The sequence below is a fragment of the Paraoerskovia marina DSM 21750 genome, assembly GCF_000701465.1.
In the GTDB taxonomy this organism is placed as follows: Bacteria; Actinomycetota; Actinomycetes; order Actinomycetales; family Cellulomonadaceae; genus Paraoerskovia; species Paraoerskovia marina.
Genome location: NZ_JNIY01000004.1, coordinates 309,165 through 325,580, shown reverse-complemented (window position 1 = coordinate 325,580; position 16,416 = coordinate 309,165). Strand labels below are relative to the sequence as shown.

The window sequence follows — 16,416 nt, the reverse complement described above, 5'->3', positions numbered from 1 at the left end:
TCAACTCTGCACACGCGGTGTGTACGGAGTGCTTAGAGCACCTCGACGGAGACGGGCTCAAGCAAGAGCAGGTCAGCCGAGTCATCGAACGACTCGACTCTCGCAACGACACGCACGTTGTCCCGAACACCAATGTATTCAACATCTTCGGAATCAACCAAGTGCAGGTCCGCGATACCGACGTCTTCAAACTGGAACGACGGGCCGGCTGCCGAATCTTCACTAAACTGCCCCGCGGTGATCAGCATGTCGTATCGCGATGTATAGCCCCCGTGATAATCCATCGAATCGATGCTTGCTTCAAACATAATGTTTCGCCCGGCGTACTCACTCGCGAATACTGCGACGCTCGGGTCGCCCGGGTCTCGCAGCACGAGCAGCGCCGCTAGATCCTCGTTGTTCTCCGCGGTCAACACCTGCTCGGACTCTGGCTCTGGCTCTGGCTCCACCTCCGCATCATCGACGACCGCAGCGCTAGCATCTCCACCGTCGACGGCGTCGCCCGAATCCTCGGTCGCCGTCGGCTCAGCACCCGAGCCATCCACGACCGAACCCTCCTCGTCCACGAGCGCCGACGATTCCTGCTCCGCCTGGACGGAATCACCCGAATCGGATCGTCCTGCCGCAACAGCGAGAATCACAATGAGCAGAACGACAGTCGCACAGAGGATCGCCCATCCCAGAATCTGCTTCTTCATCTCGAGCCGGCGGAAGGATGCCCACCGGTCGGCCGCAAGACCTGCGACGACGGAACCAAACGTACGCTTCTTGACACGTCGAAAGGTGAGCTACGTCCGCAGTTTCCCCTTGGACTCCGACTCGAGTTCCCAACCCTCGTCGAGCCACTTCTTGATCGTGGACGCCTCCCGGCCGCGGATCGCACGGACGGTCTCGACGTCGTACACCACCTCGTCGTCGACGAGAGTCTCGGTCGATCCGCCACTTTTCGGGAGATTGTTTGACATACCGAAAGGATAGGGACCCGCGGGCGAGCGGTTGTACGTATCCCAGTGGCTGGGCATCCGACCGCGTCACGCGGGCCGGACTTGATGGTGCGCCTGGGCAGATTCGAACTGCCGACACCCGCTTTAGGAGAGCGGTGCTCTATCCCCTGAGCTACAGGCGCGGGAGTGACACCGTGGTGTCGCCCTCGTGAGGCCCGCAGGGTCGGGCCGCGGACAGCCTATCGGGTGTCGGCTCGGATTCCCCAGCCCGCGTTCCCCCGGAACGCAGTTCGGCCCTTCATCGTGGTGCATCGTTGCAGCGAATGCATGATCGCGCTCGACTCGCATGCCCAGAAACTTCGTCCGAATCCGTTGACGGGCCCACGATCTGGTGCCATCGTCTTGCCATGATCCAATGGCGAATCGTTGCACCACCCGGGTCCATCTCCGCGCTCACCGCCCTCCTCCTCGGGATGGCAGGCGGCACAGCCGCCGCCGAGCCGGCATCCCTCGAGAGCTCGCTCACCGGCACCGTCGCCGCTGTCGGTGCCGCAGACCTCGAGCACTGGCCGATCGACTCCGTCCGCGCCCTGAGCAGCGACGGCAACCTGCCCGAGTACGCGGCGGACGACGACCCCACCACCCGCTGGTCCGCGCTCACCAGCAGCCCGGACGAGCCGCAGTGGCTCCTCTTCGACCTCGGCGAGGTCCGGTCGGTCGGCTACCTCGGCATCGCGTGGCACAAGGGCGACGAGCGGCAGTCGCTCTTCGACGTCGAGGTCTCCACCGACGGCCAGACCTGGCACCCGGCAGCCACGGACCAGGCCGGCAGCGGGACGTCGTCGAACCTCGAACCCGTGATCCTCGACGGCGACGCGAGCACGGGCACCGATGCCCGGTACGTCCGCTACCTCGGCCGGGGCAACAGCGTGTCCGGCTGGAACAGCGTCACCGAGGTCCGGGCGTACCCGCCGAACCCGGACGGCGCCCTCGTCGACGACCTCTCCGACCTCCTGCCCGAGCCCGACCCCGAGGCTCGGCCGTGGACCGCGCCGGGCCTCGTCACCGCGACGGGCGCGGCGTTTGACCCCGCCGAACCGGGCAAGGTCACCGGCCGCACCATCGACGTCCGCGACTTCGGCGCGGACCCCGCCCCGCAGACCGGCGACGACGCCGCCGCCATCCGCGCCGCCCTCGACACGGCCGAGGCCGGCGACGAGGTCTACCTGCCCGCCGGGACGTACGACCTGGAGACGACGGAGCCCGTCGACCCGACGACGAACGTCGCCCTCCGCAGCGGTGTCGACCTGCGGGGCGACGGCGACTCGACGGTGCTGCTGTCGTCGCTGACACCCGAGACGCAGTCCGGCAAGGTGCTGCGCGGGTACGGGGTGCAGGACGTCCGCATCAGCGACCTGACGGTCTCCTCCACCTACGACGGCCCCCTCTCGACGGACCACCAGGACACGACGTCCGCCGGCGGGCCCGCGTACGGGATCGTCGTCGCAAACCTCGGCTCGCGCCCGAGCCAGAAGGTGCTCGTCGACGACGTCACGGTCGAGCTCTTTCAGAAGATGGGCGTGCGGATCGAGAAGAGCCGGGAGGTCACCGTGCGCGACAGCACGTTCCGCGACGCGACGAGCGTCGGCGGGGGCGGCAACGGGTACGCGATCTCGATCCAGGGCATCCCCGGCGAGGACAGGTACGCGTACGAGGACGACTCGCGGCACAACGTCGTCGAGCGCAACCGGTTCGACGGCACCCACCTGCGGCACGCGATCCTGCTGCAGTACTGGACGCACAACAACCTCGTCAGCGGCAACGTGATCGACGGGGGCGTGCTCGACGCCATCGACCTGCACGGCGAGGACGAGTACCTCAACGAGATCCGCCGCAACAGCGTCAAGAACGTCGGCGCGGCGGGCATCGCCCTCGGGAACACCGGGGGCACCTCGACCCAGCACGACGCCGCGGGTCACGGCAACTGGATCCACCAGAACATCCTGCGCAACAACCGCGAGGGGATCCTGCTCATCCTCGGCACCCCGGACACCGTCGTCGAGAGCAACGTGATCTCGAGCGGTTCCGGCGACCACGTCCGGTCGGGCATCGAGGTGCGGAACGCCCCGGGCACCGTGGTGCGGAAGAACTCGATCGTCGGCAACGGCGCGGACGGCTTCTGGGGCATCCACCTGACGGACGACCCGGGCGACGACGGCCACGCGGCCGGGATCCCGACGGACGTGACGGTCTCGAAGAACGTCGTCGTCAAGAACGACGGCGGTATCCGGGTGGACGCCGGTGAGGACGTCCGCCTCACCAAGAACGTCGTGGTCCGCAACGGCGAGAACCTTCGGGTGGCCGACGGCGCGGACGTCACCGACTAGCCCCGACCGCTCGCCCCCGGACACAGGAACGGGTGGTCGTTCGACGTCACCGACGCCGCACGACCACCCGTTCTTCCGTCCGTCGAGGGTTCTAGTTGCTGACGACGGCGGAGAGGAACTCCCGCGTCCGCTCCTCGCGCGGGTCGGTGAAGATCTCCTCGGGTGGCGCCTCCTCGATGATCCGACCGTGGTCGAACATCAGGACCCGGTTGGAGACCTCACGGGCGAACTGCATCTCGTGGGTGACCAGCAGCATCGTGATGTCGGTGTTCTTCGCGATGTCGCGCAGCACCTCGAGCACGTCCGCGACGATCTCGGGGTCGAGCGCGGAGGTCACCTCGTCGAGCAGCAGGATCTCGGGGTCCATCGCGAGCGCCCGCGCGATCGCGACGCGCTGCTGCTGCCCGCCGGAGAGCTCGGTGGTCCGGAAGTCACGCTTCTCCGTCATCCCGACCTGCTCGAGCAGCTCCTCGGCCCGGGCGATCGCGTCCTTCCTGGACCTGCCGAGCACGTGCATCGGCGCCTCGATGATGTTCTCGAGCACCGTCATGTTGGGGAAGAGGTTGAACTGCTGGAACACCATCCCCACGCGCCGGCGCACCTGCCGGCGACGCTTCTCCGGGATCTCGACCCACTTCTTTCCCTTGTACTCGTGGGTGTAGGGGTCGCCGTCGATGAGGATGAGGCCGCCGTTCGACTCCTCGAGCGTCATCAGCAGGCGCAGGATCGTCGTCTTGCCCGATCCGGACGGCCCGATGAGTGTCACGCGGTCGCCCTGGGCGACCGAGAAGTTCAGGCCGTCGAGCACCACGTTGTCGCCGAACCGCTTGACGACGTCGCGGAACTCGATGGCGGGCACGTCACCCGGGGCGCTGGTCATGGTGTGGCTCCCTGCAGAGGTGTTGGTGTCAGGCAAGGCGGATCTCCATCCGTCGGACGAGCAGCGACGTCGGGTAGCTCACCAGGAGGAAGAGCACACCCACCATCGTGATCGGCTCGATGTAGGAGAAGGTGTTGGCGCCGAACCGTTGCGCGGCGGAGAACATCTCCACCACGGAGATGGCGAACAGGAACGGCGTCTCCTTGAACATCGAGATCGCGTAGTTGCCGAGGCCGGGCAGCGTGTTGCGGATCGCCTGCGGCAGGATCACGGCACGCCAGGTCCGTGACTTCGGGAGGTTCAGCGCGGTCGCCGCCTCCCACTGGCCCGGCGGCACCGCGTCGATGCCGGCGCGGTAGACCTCGGACATGTAGGTGGCGTAGTGGATCCCGAGCACGACGCAGCCGATCGCCAGTGCGGGGATCTCCGGCGGCGAGAGCAGGTAGACGAACACGAGCTGGACGAGCAGCGGCGTCATCCGCACGAAGTCCACGACAAACTTCAGGAGCTTCGTGAGCACCGGCACGTGCTTGCGCAGGACGAGCGCGAAGACCAGCCCGAGGATCGAGGCGATCACCATGCCGACGACGGTGGCGAAGACCGTGATCTTGAGCCCCTCGAGCAGGTCCGGCAGCACCTCCCAGGCGCGGTCCCAGTCCCAGATGTCACTCATGCCGAGACCTCCTTGCTCCGTGAGGGCCCGCCCGGGGCCACGGCACCGGCGAGCTGCTCCGTCTGGTCCTTGGGCTTGAGGCGCAGCGCCTCCGAGACGGTCGGCAGCGAGCCGCCGCGCGGGGGCAGCTGACCCAGCCGGCGCTTGGCACGACGCTCGAGCCAGTTCATCAGCATCGTCAGCACGTACGAGATGGCGAAGTAGACGAGCAGGCCGACCGTGTACGCGAAGATCGTCTCGTTGGTGGCGCGGCGCAGCTCCGTCGTCCAGTAGTTCAGGTCGTGGAGCGTGATGTAGTACGCGAGCGCCGACCCCTTGATCAGCTGGATCAGGAGGTTCGTCAGCATGGGGATCATCAGCACCCACGCCTGCGGGAAGATCACGCGGCGCACGCGGTGGAACCAGCCGAGGTTCAGCGCGGTGGCCGCCTCCCACTGGCCCGCGGGGACGGACTCGATGGAGCCACGCACCACCTCAGCGGCGTACGCGCCGTAGTTGAGGCCGAGCGCGACGATGCCGACGGCGAGCGCCTCCATCTTGAAGCCGAACTCCGGCAGCACGTAGAAGATCCAGAAGAGCTGGACCACCAGCGACGTGCCGCGGAAGAACTCGACGATCACCCGGGACGGCCCGCGCACCCACAGCGTGCGGGTGCGCGAGCCGAATCCGAGCACCAGGGCGACGACCATGGCGAGGATCGCGCCACCGATCGTCAGCTCCAGCGTGACGAGGACACTCTCACCGAGGCGCGGAAGCCTGTCGAAGACTGTCGAGAGGTCGTCTGACATGAGGTCAGGCGCCCAGCCCCAGCTCGTCGGCGATGGCCTCGAGGTCACCCTCGCAGAGCATCTCGGCCGTCAGGCCCTCCGGGGGACGCTCGGCGTCGGTGAACCCGAACTCGCCGAGGATCTCCTCGTACTTGTCCTTGTCGGCCACGATGGGCGCGAGCTGCTCGTTGTAGGCCTCGAGGAGCTCGGTGTCCTCCTGGCGGAAGACGGTCGATCCGGCGCCGATCTGCGGGACGCCGTCGATCTCGGCGACGAACGCGTCGGTCGCCTCGACGGCGGCGTCGGTGCTCTCGGCGAGCGAGCGCAGCGAGATCCCGGTCAGGGCGAACGCGTCGGCACGGCCGGTGGTGACGGCGTCGAGGCCGTCCTGCGGGCTGCCGACCTCGGTGGCCTCGATGCCGGTGTCCGCGGCGTAGCCTGCCTCGATCGCCCCGGACATGGTGGCGAGCGTGATGTCGGCGTCGACGGCGGACTGCCAGTCGCTGAGTCCGTCCGGGTTGCCCTCGGGGACCAGGAACGCCGTCGTGTACATGATGGTCGGCTCGGCGAAGGCGGCGCTCTCGCAGCGCTCGGGCAGGATCGACATGCCCGCGCTGATCGAGTCGACGCGGTCGGCGGTCAGGTTCGGGATGAGCGAGCCCCACTCGGTGAGCGTGCCCTCCACCGTGTCAACGCCGAGCTCGGAGTAGATCTCCTTGTCGAGCGCTACGGTCGCCCCGGTGAGCTCGCCCGCGTCGTCCTGGTAGCTGTACGGCGCCTCGCCCGCGAAGCCGACGGTGATGGAGCCGGCGTCCTGGATGGCGGAGAGCGTGCTGCCGTCGCCCGAGCCGGAGTCCGACCCGGTGTCGGTCGAGGAGCAGCCGGCGACGGCACCGAGCGCGAGCACGGCACCGGTGGCGAACACTGCGCGGGAGGTCTTGGAGAGAGTCATGGGTTCCTTCCGGACGTCCGGGTCTGGTGGTTCCGGCGCGCTGATGCACCGGTTCCAGCCCCGGCGGGGTGGTTGGACGCGGTCACGCTAGCGAATGTCTGACGTACCGACAATATGGCAATCAGACCGTAGGATTGTCTACAGTGATGCACGAACCGCGTGGTTCCGCGGAGTTCAGTGCACGGATTGGGCGTCGACCAGGGGATGATGAGCGCGAGATCGTGACCGTATCGAGAGGAAAACCGATGGCTCCGTCCTCCCGCGCCCCGTTGGGCCCGACCCCCGTCATGGCCCCGGTCACGCGACCCTCCACGGTCGACCTGATCACCCGCGAGCTCCGCGACGCCATCTACTCCGGCGTCCTGCGCGTCGGCTCACCGCTGCGCGAGATCGAGGTCGCCGGGCAGCTCGGCGTCAGCCGCGGTCCGCTCCGCGAGGCCGCCCAGCGACTGGTGCAGGAGGGGCTGCTCGTCGCCACGCCCGGGCGCGGGCTCAGCGTCGTGCGCATCGGGCCCGACGACCTCGTCGACCTCTACGACGCGCGCAAGGGCGTGGAGACGGCGGCGGCCCGCCTCGCCGTCGAGAAGGCGGGCGACGCCGACATCGCCACCGTGCGTGCGGCGTACGACACGCTCGTGCGCGCCGGCGAGAGCGAGGACCCGCGCGCCATCGGCGACGCCGACCTCTCGTTCCACTGGGAGCTCGTCTCGGCGTCGGGCAACGCGCATCTGCGCCGGTACATGTCGACGCTGATCGTCGAGGTGCGGATCGGCAGCTACTCCGTGCCGAGCGACTACGCCGTGCGCCGCGACTCCCCCGCCTCGCACGCCCCGCTGATCGAGCGGCTCGAGGCCCGGGACGCCGACGGGCTGGTTGCCGCGATCGTCGAGAACCTGGACGCCGCCGTCGCGCGCCTGCTGGAACCCGCCGAGGCCGTCGAGACCCTCGAGCACACCGGCCCCGTCGTCACCAGGCTCGACCCGCTCGGGCTCTGAGCACCGTCGGGGCGGCCGCGTCGGCCGACCGACGCCAGGAGCGGTGGATCAGGAGCGGCGCGTCGCCGTGCGGAACCGGTAGCGCACGCCCGTCGACGACGTGGCCCACTCCCCCGGCTCGTCGAGCTCCCACTCCCGCTGGTCGAGCCCGTCGAGACGCTGGTCGAGCCCGTCGAGACCATCGCGTCTCGACAGGCTCGACGACCGACCATCCCCGTCGAGACGCTGGTCGAGCTTGTCGAGACCATCACGTCTCGACAGGCTCGACGAACGACCATCCCCGTCGAGACCATCACGTCTCGACAGGCTCGACGAACGACCGTCCCCGTCGAGACCCAGGTCCGGCGCGAACGCGTCCCCCGCGACCTCGACGTCGATCTCGGTGATCTCGCACCGCGTCGCGGACGGCAGCACCGCCCGGTAGATCTGCTCACCGCCGATCACCGCGACGTCCCCGCCCCCACCGACGGAGGCGCGCGCGAGGCCGAGCGCCTGCGCGACGTCGTGCGCGACGTCGGCCGCGCCCGCCCCCTCATCCGGCACCCAGTCGGGCTGCCGGGTCACGACGACGTTGCGCCGGCCAGGCAGGGGCCGGAACCGGGGCGGCAGGGAGTCCCAGGTCAGCCGTCCCATGACGACGGGCAGCCCGAGCGTGACCTCCCGGAAGTGCCGGCGGTCCTCGGGCACGTCCCAGGGGATCGTGTTGGCGACGCCGATGACCGGGCGGCCCACGGCGTCGTGCGCCTGGGCCCAGACGAGGACGACCTCGCCGCTCATACGGCGATCGGCGCCTTGATGCCGGGGTGGTGCTCGTACCCGACGATCTCGACGTCGTCGACGGTGTAGTCGAAGATCGAGTCCCGGTGCGCGAGGCGGAGCGTCGGGTACTCGAAGGGCTCGCGGGCGAGCTGCCGCTCGACCTGCTCGACGTGGTTGTCGTAGACGTGCACGTCCCCCCCGGTCCAGACGAAGTCGCCGACCTCGAGCCCGGTCTGCGCGGCCACCATGTGCGTCAGCAGCGCGTAGCTCGCGATGTTGAACGGCACCCCGAGGAACATGTCGGCGCTGCGCTGGTACAGCTGGCAGCTCAGGCGACCGTCGGCGACGTAGAACTGGAAGAACGCGTGGCACGGCGGCAGTGCCATGTTCTCGATCTCGGCGACGTTCCACGCGGAGACGACGTGCCGCCGCGAGTCGGGGTTGCTCCGGATCTGCTCGATCACCTGACTGATCTGGTCGACGTGCCGGCCGTCGGGCGTGGGCCACGAGCGCCACTGGACGCCGTAGACCGGACCGAGCTCTCCGTCGTCGGACGCCCACTCGTCCCAGATCGTCACGCCCTGCTCGCGGAGCCAGGCCGTGTTCGAGTCGCCACGCAGGAACCACAGGAGCTCGGCGACCACGGACCGCACGTGCACGCGCTTGGTGGTGATCAGCGGAAAGCCCGCGGACAGGTCGTACCGGATCTGGCGGCCGAAGACGCTGCGGGTCCCGGTCCCGGTGCGGTCCCCCTTGGGGGTGCCGGTCGCCATGACGTCGCGCAACAGGTCTTCGTAGGGCGTCGGGATAGTCACGGGCACAGTCTGCCAGCCCGCTGCCGGACCGACCTGACGTGGCGCGGCAGTGGGATGATTGGCCCCATGAGCATCGACGACGACATCACCCCGTCCTCCCAGGCCCCGACCGACGCCCTGTGGGTCGAGCGCACCGGGTCGCGCACGTACCGCGGCCGCTCCGAGCGTGGCGGCAGCATCGAGATCGGCCCCGCCTCCGAGGGCGCGGTCTTCACCCCGGGCGAGCTGATGAAGCTGGCGCTCGGCGCGTGCGCCGCGATGTCCTCGGACGTCTCCTTCGCCCGCCGCCTCGGCGACGACTACGCCGTCACCGTCCACCTCGACGGGATCAAGGACCTCGACGACGACCGGTACCCGGTGCTCTCGGAGCGCTTCGAGCTCGACCTGTCGAGCCTGGACGACGCCGCCCGCGAGCGCCTGCTGACCGTCGCCGAGCGAGCGATCGACAAGACGTGCACGGTAGGGAACACGCTCAAGGCGGGCGCGACGGTCGACCTGACCTTCGAGTCCGTCCCGACCGACACCCAGCAGTAGCGTCCGCGGCTGACCGCCGCGGCGCCGCCTCCGCCCTGCAGGAAGGACCGCCCATGCCAGACCGCGAGATCGAGCGCGAGGCCTCCCCCACCAAGTTCCGTCCGACACCGGTGCTGGACGCCGTGCTCGGCCGCGCCGTGACGATCCCGTCGACGGCGGTCCGAGCGCACGTCGACTCGGTGCGCCGCCGCAACCCGGGTGCCTCGCCCGCGCAGATCCTGGACCTGCTGGAGCGGGAGTATCTCGCGGTGGTGTCGACGACGGGCGGTGCCGTGGGCGCGGCGGCGGCGATCCCGGCGGTCGGCACGGGGGCGGCGCTGCTGCTGACCGGCAGCGACGTCGCGACGTTCTTCGGTGCGTCGGCGGCGTTCTCCCTGGCGGTGGCGGACGTGCACGGGATCGCGGTGGACGACGTCGAGCGGCGGCGGGCGCTGCTGCTCGCCTCGGTCCTCGGCGAGAAGGCGGCGCGCGACGTCGAGAAGGCGGCGGGCGGTTCGACGATCGCGTGGGGCAAGCTGCTGGTGACCAAGATGCCGCAGGGCACGCTCAAGCAGGTCAACCGGGCGCTCTCGAGCCGGTTCCTGCGCACGCAACTGGTCAAGCAGGGCGGGCTCGCGATGGGCCGGATCGTCCCGTTCGGCGTCGGCGCGGTGGTCGGTGTGGCGGGCGGACGAGCGCTGGGGCACGGCGTGATCGCGCAGAGCCGGACGGCGTTCGGCGCTCCGCCGGAGCGGTTCCCCCGGATCCTCGAGGTGGTCGAGGGCGGTGGCGCCGACGACGTGCCCACGCTCGAGGCGCTCGTCGTCGAGCCGGAGGACACCAAGAAGCCGCGTCGTCGTCTGCTCGGGCGCAAGCGGTGACCCGGCGCGTCCAGGTCACCCGCGACCTCGCGATCCCGGTCGAGGAGGCCTACGCCCGCGTCCTCGACTGGCGCAGCCACCCCGACTGGATCCCGATGACGCGCGCGGAGTCGAACGGCGGCGAGTCGTTCACGATGGTCTCCGGGCCGTTCGTCCACCGCGGCGTGCCGGGATTCCCGGACCGGATGGTCACCACTCACACGCGACCGCCGTCGGGCGACGGCACCGGGCCCGACGGCGCGGGCCTCGTCGAGGTGCGCAAGCTCGGCCCCGGCCTGCTCGGGGACGCGGGCTTCGAGGTCCGGGCCCTGCGCGACGGCGGCTCCCGGGTGCTGTGGTGGGAGTCGGTCTATCTGGCCGGGCCGTTGCCCGCCGGGGTGACCCGCCCCGCCGTCGGGCTCTTCCTCGAGGTCTTCATGCGGGTGTCGCTCGCACGGCTGGACGCTCTGACCCGGGCCCGCTCCAGGTCTGGCTCTGACGACGGAGATCGATAGACTCCGGGGTGTGACCTCACTCGCGCTCTCCCCCGACGTCGCCGCATCCGTCCTCGCCGAGCAGCAGGAGGCGTACGCCGCCCTGCAGGCCCGCGACCTCTCGCTCGACGTGACGCGAGGCAAGCCGTCGCCCGAGCAGCTCGACCTCTCGAACGCGCTGCTCGCCCTCCCGGGCGAGGGGAACGTCCGCGACGGCGGCACGGACACGCGCAACTACGGCGGCCTCATGGGGTCGGCGGCGCTGCGCGAGATCTTCGCCGAGCTGCTGAACGTCCCCGTCGGGCAGCTGCTCGCCGGTGGCAACGGGTCCCTGACCCTGATGCACAACGCCCTGACGTTCGCGACCCTCTTCGGCGTCCCCGGTGGCGAGCGGCCGTGGGCCAAGGAGGAGACGGTCAGGTTCGTCTGCCCGGTCCCCGGCTACGACCGCCACTTCGTGCTCTGCGAGGAGCTCGGGATCGAGATGATCACCGTCCCGATGACGCCGGAGGGCCCGGACGCGGAGGCCGTCGCGGAGCTCGTCGCGTCCGACCCCACGATCAAGGGCATGTGGGTGGTCCCCACCCACTCGAACCCGGACGGCGCCACCGTGAGCGACGACGTCGCGCGCCGCCTCGTCTCCATGCCCACCGCCGCCCCGGACTTCCGGATCATGTGGGACAACGCCTACGCCGTGCACCACCTCACGGACGTCGAGACACCGAGCGCCGACGCACTGGGCCTCGCCGCCGAGGCCGGCAACCCGGACCGCGTGCTGCTGTTCGCCTCGACCTCCAAGATCACCTTCGCCGGCGCGGGCGTCTCGTTCCTCGGTGCCTCCCCCACGAACCTCGAGTGGTTCACGAAGCACCTGGGAGTCCAGTCGATCGGACCGGACAAGGTCAACCACCTGCGGCACGCCCTCTTCTTCCGCGACGCCGACGGCGTCCGCACCCACATGCGCAAGCACGCCGAGATCATCGCGCCGAAGTTCGAGGCCGTGGAGCAGATCCTCACCGAGCGCCTCGGCGGCACCGGCGTGGCCGAGTGGACCACACCGACCGGCGGATACTTCGTCAGCCTCGACGTCGTGCCCGGCACGGCCGCGCGCGTCATCGCGCTGGCCAAGGAGGCAGGCATCGCGCTGACCCCGGCCGGATCCACCTACCCCTACGGCAAGGACCCGCTCGACGGGAACATCCGCCTCGCGCCCACGATGCCGCCGCTCGAGGACGTCAAGGTCGCGATGGACGGCGTGGCGACGTGCGTGCTGCTCGCCGCCGCGGAGGCCGCGCTCGCGTAGGTCGAGACCACCGCCGGTCGAGCCTGTCGAGACCTGGTTTCGACGAGCTCAACCAGCGTCGGTCGAGCCTGTCGAGACCTGGTTTCGCCGAGCTCAACCAGCGTCGGTCGAGCCTGTCGAGACCTGGTTTCGACGAGCTCAACCAGCGGCGGTCGAGCCTGTCGAGACCACCGCCGGTCGAGCCTGTCGAGACCTGGTTTCGACGAGCTCAACCATCGGGGTCAACCTCAACCAGCGGGGTCAAGCTCAACCAGCGAGCCCTCGACCGATCGCCGCCAGCGCCCGGTCGAGGGCTTCGTCGTCCACGCCGCCGAACCCGAGCACCACGCCGGTCATCTCGGCGCTGCGGCAGTAGTCCGCGAGGAGCGGAAGGTCGAACCCCGCCGCGGCCGCGCCGTCGCGCGCCGCCCGGGCCCGCTCGGCGAGCATCAGCCACGTGGAGTACATGCCCGCCGTCGTCGCGGCGGGCACCCCGTACAGGCCCAGCGCGGCTTCGACCCGCAGCGCCCGCTCGCCGTACACCCGCCGCGCCGCACGGACGGTGGTGTCGAGCCACCCGTCGCGCAGGAGCGCGAGCATCGCCTGCTGGGCCGGCCACGCACCGACGTCGTGCAGCACGTGCTGAAGGCGCACGACGTCGTCGTGCAGGTCCGGCGGGACCACCATCCACCCGAGGCGCAGGCCGGGGACCACCGACTTCGACGCCGTCCCGAGGTAGGCGACCTGGTCCCGGTCGAGCGTGGCGAGCGCGGGGACGGGCGCGACGTCGTACCGCAGCTCGGAGTCGTAGTCGTCCTCCACGACGAGCGTCCCGTGCACGCGGGCGGCGTCGAGAAGCCGGAGCCGGTGTGCGGCAGACATCACGTGCCCGAGGGGGTGCTGGTGCGCGGGGGTGACGTAGCACGCGGCGAGGCCGGGCCGCAGGCCACGCGCCGGGTCGAGCGCCGGCAGGTCGACGACGTCGCGCCCGCCCGCCCGGACCGTCGCCACCGCGGCCCGGTACCCGGGGTCCTCGACGCCCACCGGACCGGCAGGCAGCGCGGCGAGCAGGAGCCGCAGCGCCCCGGTGGTCCCGGCGGTGACGATCACCTCGGACGGGTCGACGGCGAGGCCGCGGGTCCGGGCGAGGCGCTCGGCCACCGCCGCCCGGAGCGCGGGGAGCCCCTGCGGGTGGTCGTACCCCCGGGGCGGGCGCGCTGCGGACACCTCGCGCCACGCACGCCGCCACCCGGCGCGGGCCCCGGCGTCGAACCAGACGTCGCCGGCGCCGAGTCGCTGCACCGTCGGAGCCTCGTCGTCTGGTGGTGAGGTCCGGGTCCGGGGCACCGGCGCGGCGTCGGCGGCCACGAACGTCCCAGCCCCGTGCCGTCCATCGAGCCACCCCTCGGCGACCAGCTGGGCGTAGGCCTGCTCGACGACGGACCGCGCCACCCCGAGCTCGGCCGCGAGCGCCCGGCTGCTCGGCATGCGGTGACCGCGCGCGAGGGTGCCGTCCGTGACGAGCGCCCGCACCTGGCCGGCGAGCTGCGTGCCGAGCGAGGTGGCGTCGTCGCGCCGGAGGACGATCGGCAAGGTCGGGTGCACGGATCCTCCGGTGGCCTGGACAAAGTGACGAGGATTGGCCCATGACACCAGGCCACTCGGCGTCCAGGCTACCGCTATGGACAATCTCGAACCCACCGATCGCTCGACCGTCCGCCGCAACCGCAAGCGCGCCGTCACCGACCGCGCGGCGCTGCACGCCCTGCTGGCCGACGCGCTGCTCGTGCACGTCGGCGTCGCGTCGCCGCACGGGCCACTGGTGCTCCCCTCCGCGTTCGGCGTGGACCTCGACGGGCCCGACGACGGCGGCTCGCTCTACCTGCACGGCTCCGTCGCCTCCCCCTGGCTCCGCGCGGCGGGTCAGCCGGTCTGCGTCACCGTCACCGAGCTCGACGGGCTCGTCGCCGGGCGCTCAGGCTTCCACCACTCGATGAACTACCGCTGCGCCGTCGTGCTCGGCACCGCCCGCGACGTCACCGACGCCAAAGAACGGGACCGCGCGCTCGACGCGATCGTCGACCAGATGATCCCCGGCCGGTCCGCGACTCTGCGGCCGTCCACCCGCAAGGAGCTCGCGGCGACCGCCGTCCTCGCGGTCCCGCTGCGCGAGGCGTCGGTCAAGGTCCGGTCCGGGGGTCCGAACGACGAGCCGGAGGACGTCGCAGGCGGCATCTGGGGCGGACACGTCCCCGTGCGACGAGTCCTCGGCGATCCGGTGCCGGACGGCGACGCGCACGGTGACGTCCCGGCCGAGGTCCGGGCGCTCGTTCAGGCGCTGGTTCAGGCCCGGTAGGTCCAGCGGCCGCCGACCATCGTCGCCCACACCGGCATGTCACGGAGCGGCTCCCCGGGTGCGAACGGGTCGCGGTCGATCACCACGAGGTCGGCGACATCCCCGGCACGTACCTCGTCCCGGCCGCGAGCGTGCGCGGCGAGGGCCGTCCGCGCGTCGACGGTCTCCTCGGGGTGCCAGGGGTCGCGGTCGTCGCGGGTGCGGTGGACGGCCGCGGCCATCGTCGCCCACGGGTCGAGCGCCGCGACCGGGGCGTCGGAGCCGAACCGCACGGTCGCACCCGCGTCGACCAGCGAGCGGACCGGGAACGGGATGCCGCTCGTTCCCTCCCAGTACGCGTCGACGACGTCGCGGTCGTCCATCGCGTGTTCCGGCTGGATGCTGGCAGTCACCCCGAGGGCCGCGAAGCGCGGGAGGTCGGCGGGGTCGACGAGCTGGGCGTGCTCCATCCGGCCGCCGCGCCCGATCTCCTCGAACGTGTCGAGGACGAGGTGCACCGCCGCGTCGCCGATCGCGTGCACCGTGACGTCGAGGCCGGCATCGAACGCGCGGACGATCTGCTGCTTCATCACGTCCGGGTCGACGTCGAGGGCGCCGTGGTGGGGGTCGGCGGTCGTGCCCCCGCCGGTCGTGCCCGTCGAGACCCCGGTTTCGACAAGCTCAACCCCCGCGTCGTCGGTCGAGCCCGTCGAGACCACGGTTTCGACAAGCTCGACCTCCGCACGCCCGGTTTCGACAAGCTCAACCTCCGTATCGACAGGCTCAACCTCCGTAGCGACTGGCGCAAGCGGCGCGACCACGTACGGGGTACGGCAGAACGCGGTGCGCGTGTTCAGGGACCCGTCGGACATGATCTTCAGCGGCCCGATCCGCACCAGGTCGCCCGTGTCCGGGACGACGTCGCCCGCGCGGTAGCCCGCCGCGATCACCTCGTCGAGGCGGTCGGCGTAGAACCCGGCCTCGACCCGCAGGGAGGTGGCACCGGCGGCGACGCGCCGTTGCCAGGCGTGGGTGTTGTCGGCCATCTCGAGGTCGACGACCCCGACGATCCCCCGCGCGGCCGCGTAGGTTCCGGCCACGACGACGAGTCCGTCGAGGTCGCTCTCGCCCTGCCGGTCAAGCCGGCGCGAGACGTCGAACCAGTCGTCCTCGCGCAGGATCCCGGACGCGTCGACGTCCGCACCGAGCAGTTCCGCGGCGGCGGTCGAGACCCACCCGCAGTGCCCGTCCCCGGACGCGATCACGACGGGCGTGGGCCCCGCCACCTCGTCGAGCAGCGCGCGTGTCGGCCGGTCCGGCCACATCGCGTCGCGGAATCCGAAGCCCACGACGACGTCGCGCACGTGCTCGGCGCCGTCGTAGGACTCGGGGAGGACGCCCAGGTGCCACCCGATCGCCTGCGCCACCTCGGCGGCGCTCTGCGCGGCCGAGACGTCGACGCGTGCCTGCGCGAGGGACCACTGCAGCATGTGCGTGTGCTCGTCCCAGAGGCCGGGAATCACCCACCGGCCCTCGACGTCCACGACGATCGGCGCGGGGCCGGTGACCACCGACGTCGTCGTCGGGACCAGCGCGACGACGGAGCTCTCGTCGAGGACGACGTCGACCAGGCCGTCACGGCCCGGGATCCGGGCGTTGCGCAGAACGGTGACGGTCGTGGGCATGCAGGGCCTCCCGGGACGGTGGTCAGGTCCGGGAAGCCTACGACCTGCACCGAGGCCGAGCGGGGTGACGCGCGG

Annotated in this window: 17 protein-coding genes and 1 tRNA gene; 7 read left to right on the top strand and 11 right to left on the bottom strand. The window is 70.8% G+C overall.

The window, feature by feature from the left end; genetic code table 11:
- Window positions 1-32: 32 nt before the first annotated feature.
- The 3 genes from Q343_RS14510 to Q343_RS0107615 form a co-directional block, all read right to left on the bottom strand.
- Window positions 33-698, bottom strand: a complete 666-nt coding sequence (locus Q343_RS14510) for a DUF4839 domain-containing protein (protein ID WP_052366992.1) — start codon at window positions 696-698, stop codon at window positions 33-35.
- Between the two features lie 90 nt (window positions 699-788).
- Window positions 789-965 (bottom strand): hypothetical protein, encoded by a 177-nt coding sequence (locus tag Q343_RS15155; RefSeq protein ID WP_155990676.1) that lies wholly within the window; start codon window positions 963-965, stop codon window positions 789-791.
- An 85-nt stretch (window positions 966-1,050) separates the two neighbouring features.
- Window positions 1,051-1,126: transfer RNA gene (locus Q343_RS0107615), tRNA-Arg, on the bottom strand.
- A 225-nt stretch (window positions 1,127-1,351) separates the two neighbouring features.
- Here Q343_RS0107615 and Q343_RS0107610 point away from each other — a divergent pair.
- Window positions 1,352-3,331 (top strand): NosD domain-containing protein, encoded by a 1,980-nt coding sequence (locus Q343_RS0107610; protein ID WP_052366991.1) that lies wholly within the window; start codon window positions 1,352-1,354, stop codon window positions 3,329-3,331.
- 91 nt (window positions 3,332-3,422) lie between these two features.
- On the opposite strand, the gene ehuA is transcribed toward Q343_RS0107610, so the two are convergent.
- Genes ehuA through Q343_RS0107590 form a run of 4 tightly spaced genes read right to left on the bottom strand, consistent with a single transcriptional unit; the run spans window position 3,423 to window position 6,603 of the window.
- The gene (gene ehuA / locus Q343_RS0107605; RefSeq protein ID WP_029252990.1) at window positions 3,423-4,211 is read right to left on the bottom strand and encodes an ectoine/hydroxyectoine ABC transporter ATP-binding protein EhuA; all 789 of its coding nucleotides are present in this window, start codon (window positions 4,209-4,211) and stop codon (window positions 3,423-3,425) included.
- A 28-nt stretch (window positions 4,212-4,239) separates the two neighbouring features.
- Window positions 4,240-4,884 (bottom strand): ectoine/hydroxyectoine ABC transporter permease subunit EhuD, encoded by a 645-nt coding sequence (gene ehuD / locus Q343_RS0107600; RefSeq protein ID WP_029252989.1) that lies wholly within the window; start codon window positions 4,882-4,884, stop codon window positions 4,240-4,242.
- A complete protein-coding gene (gene ehuC, locus Q343_RS0107595) occupies window positions 4,881-5,672 on the bottom strand; it encodes an ectoine/hydroxyectoine ABC transporter permease subunit EhuC (protein WP_052366990.1) in 792 nt (263 codons plus the stop codon). The genes ehuD and ehuC overlap by 4 nt, the downstream gene beginning before the upstream one ends.
- A gap of 4 nt (window positions 5,673-5,676) precedes the next feature.
- Entirely contained in the window at window positions 5,677-6,603 is a 927-nt protein-coding gene (locus Q343_RS0107590; RefSeq protein WP_029252987.1) for a transporter substrate-binding domain-containing protein, read from the bottom strand.
- Window positions 6,604-6,848: 245 nt separating this feature from the next.
- Here Q343_RS0107590 and Q343_RS0107585 point away from each other — a divergent pair, with 245 nt between their 5' ends.
- Window positions 6,849-7,598, top strand: coding sequence for a GntR family transcriptional regulator (locus Q343_RS0107585; protein WP_162175475.1), 750 nt, complete (start codon window positions 6,849-6,851; stop codon window positions 7,596-7,598).
- A 48-nt stretch (window positions 7,599-7,646) separates the two neighbouring features.
- Here the strand turns inward: Q343_RS0107585 and Q343_RS15435 are convergent, their stop codons facing one another.
- A complete protein-coding gene (locus Q343_RS15435; protein ID WP_081829704.1) occupies window positions 7,647-8,375 on the bottom strand; it encodes a dihydrofolate reductase in 729 nt (242 codons plus the stop codon).
- Window positions 8,372-9,172, bottom strand: a complete 801-nt coding sequence (locus Q343_RS0107575) for a thymidylate synthase (RefSeq protein ID WP_211248984.1) — start codon at window positions 9,170-9,172, stop codon at window positions 8,372-8,374. The genes Q343_RS15435 and Q343_RS0107575 overlap by 4 nt, the downstream gene beginning before the upstream one ends.
- Window positions 9,173-9,238: 66 nt before the next feature.
- Here Q343_RS0107575 and Q343_RS0107570 point away from each other — a divergent pair, with 66 nt between their 5' ends.
- The 4 genes from Q343_RS0107570 to Q343_RS0107555 are packed head-to-tail and all read left to right on the top strand — an operon-like array spanning window position 9,239 to window position 12,342.
- Window positions 9,239-9,706: an OsmC family protein gene (locus Q343_RS0107570; RefSeq protein WP_081829703.1), complete on the top strand. Its 468-nt coding sequence runs from the start codon at window positions 9,239-9,241 to the stop codon at window positions 9,704-9,706.
- Window positions 9,707-9,759: 53 nt separating this feature from the next.
- Window positions 9,760-10,566 (top strand): hypothetical protein, encoded by an 807-nt coding sequence (locus tag Q343_RS0107565; protein WP_052366987.1) that lies wholly within the window; start codon window positions 9,760-9,762, stop codon window positions 10,564-10,566.
- On the top strand, window positions 10,563-11,060 hold the full coding sequence (locus tag Q343_RS0107560) for an SRPBCC family protein (protein ID WP_029252981.1): 498 nt from the start codon (window positions 10,563-10,565) through the stop codon (window positions 11,058-11,060). The genes Q343_RS0107565 and Q343_RS0107560 overlap by 4 nt, the downstream gene beginning before the upstream one ends.
- A 10-nt stretch (window positions 11,061-11,070) precedes the next feature.
- Window positions 11,071-12,342 (top strand): aspartate aminotransferase type Ic, encoded by a 1,272-nt coding sequence (locus tag Q343_RS0107555; RefSeq protein WP_029252980.1) that lies wholly within the window; start codon window positions 11,071-11,073, stop codon window positions 12,340-12,342.
- 246 nt (window positions 12,343-12,588) lie between these two features.
- Here the strand turns inward: Q343_RS0107555 and Q343_RS0107550 are convergent, their stop codons facing one another.
- On the bottom strand, window positions 12,589-13,926 hold the full coding sequence (locus Q343_RS0107550) for an aminotransferase-like domain-containing protein (protein WP_029252979.1): 1,338 nt from the start codon (window positions 13,924-13,926) through the stop codon (window positions 12,589-12,591).
- Between the two features lie 76 nt (window positions 13,927-14,002).
- Here Q343_RS0107550 and Q343_RS0107545 point away from each other — a divergent pair, with 76 nt between their 5' ends.
- Complete coding sequence (locus tag Q343_RS0107545; RefSeq protein WP_029252978.1) at window positions 14,003-14,677, top strand: pyridoxamine 5'-phosphate oxidase family protein; 675 nt, start codon at window positions 14,003-14,005, stop codon at window positions 14,675-14,677.
- Here the strand turns inward: Q343_RS0107545 and Q343_RS0107540 are convergent.
- On the bottom strand, window positions 14,665-16,341 hold the full coding sequence (locus Q343_RS0107540) for an amidohydrolase (protein ID WP_029252977.1): 1,677 nt from the start codon (window positions 16,339-16,341) through the stop codon (window positions 14,665-14,667). The two genes, Q343_RS0107545 and Q343_RS0107540, sit on opposite strands and share 13 nt — an antisense overlap.
- Window positions 16,342-16,416: the final 75 nt, after the last annotated feature.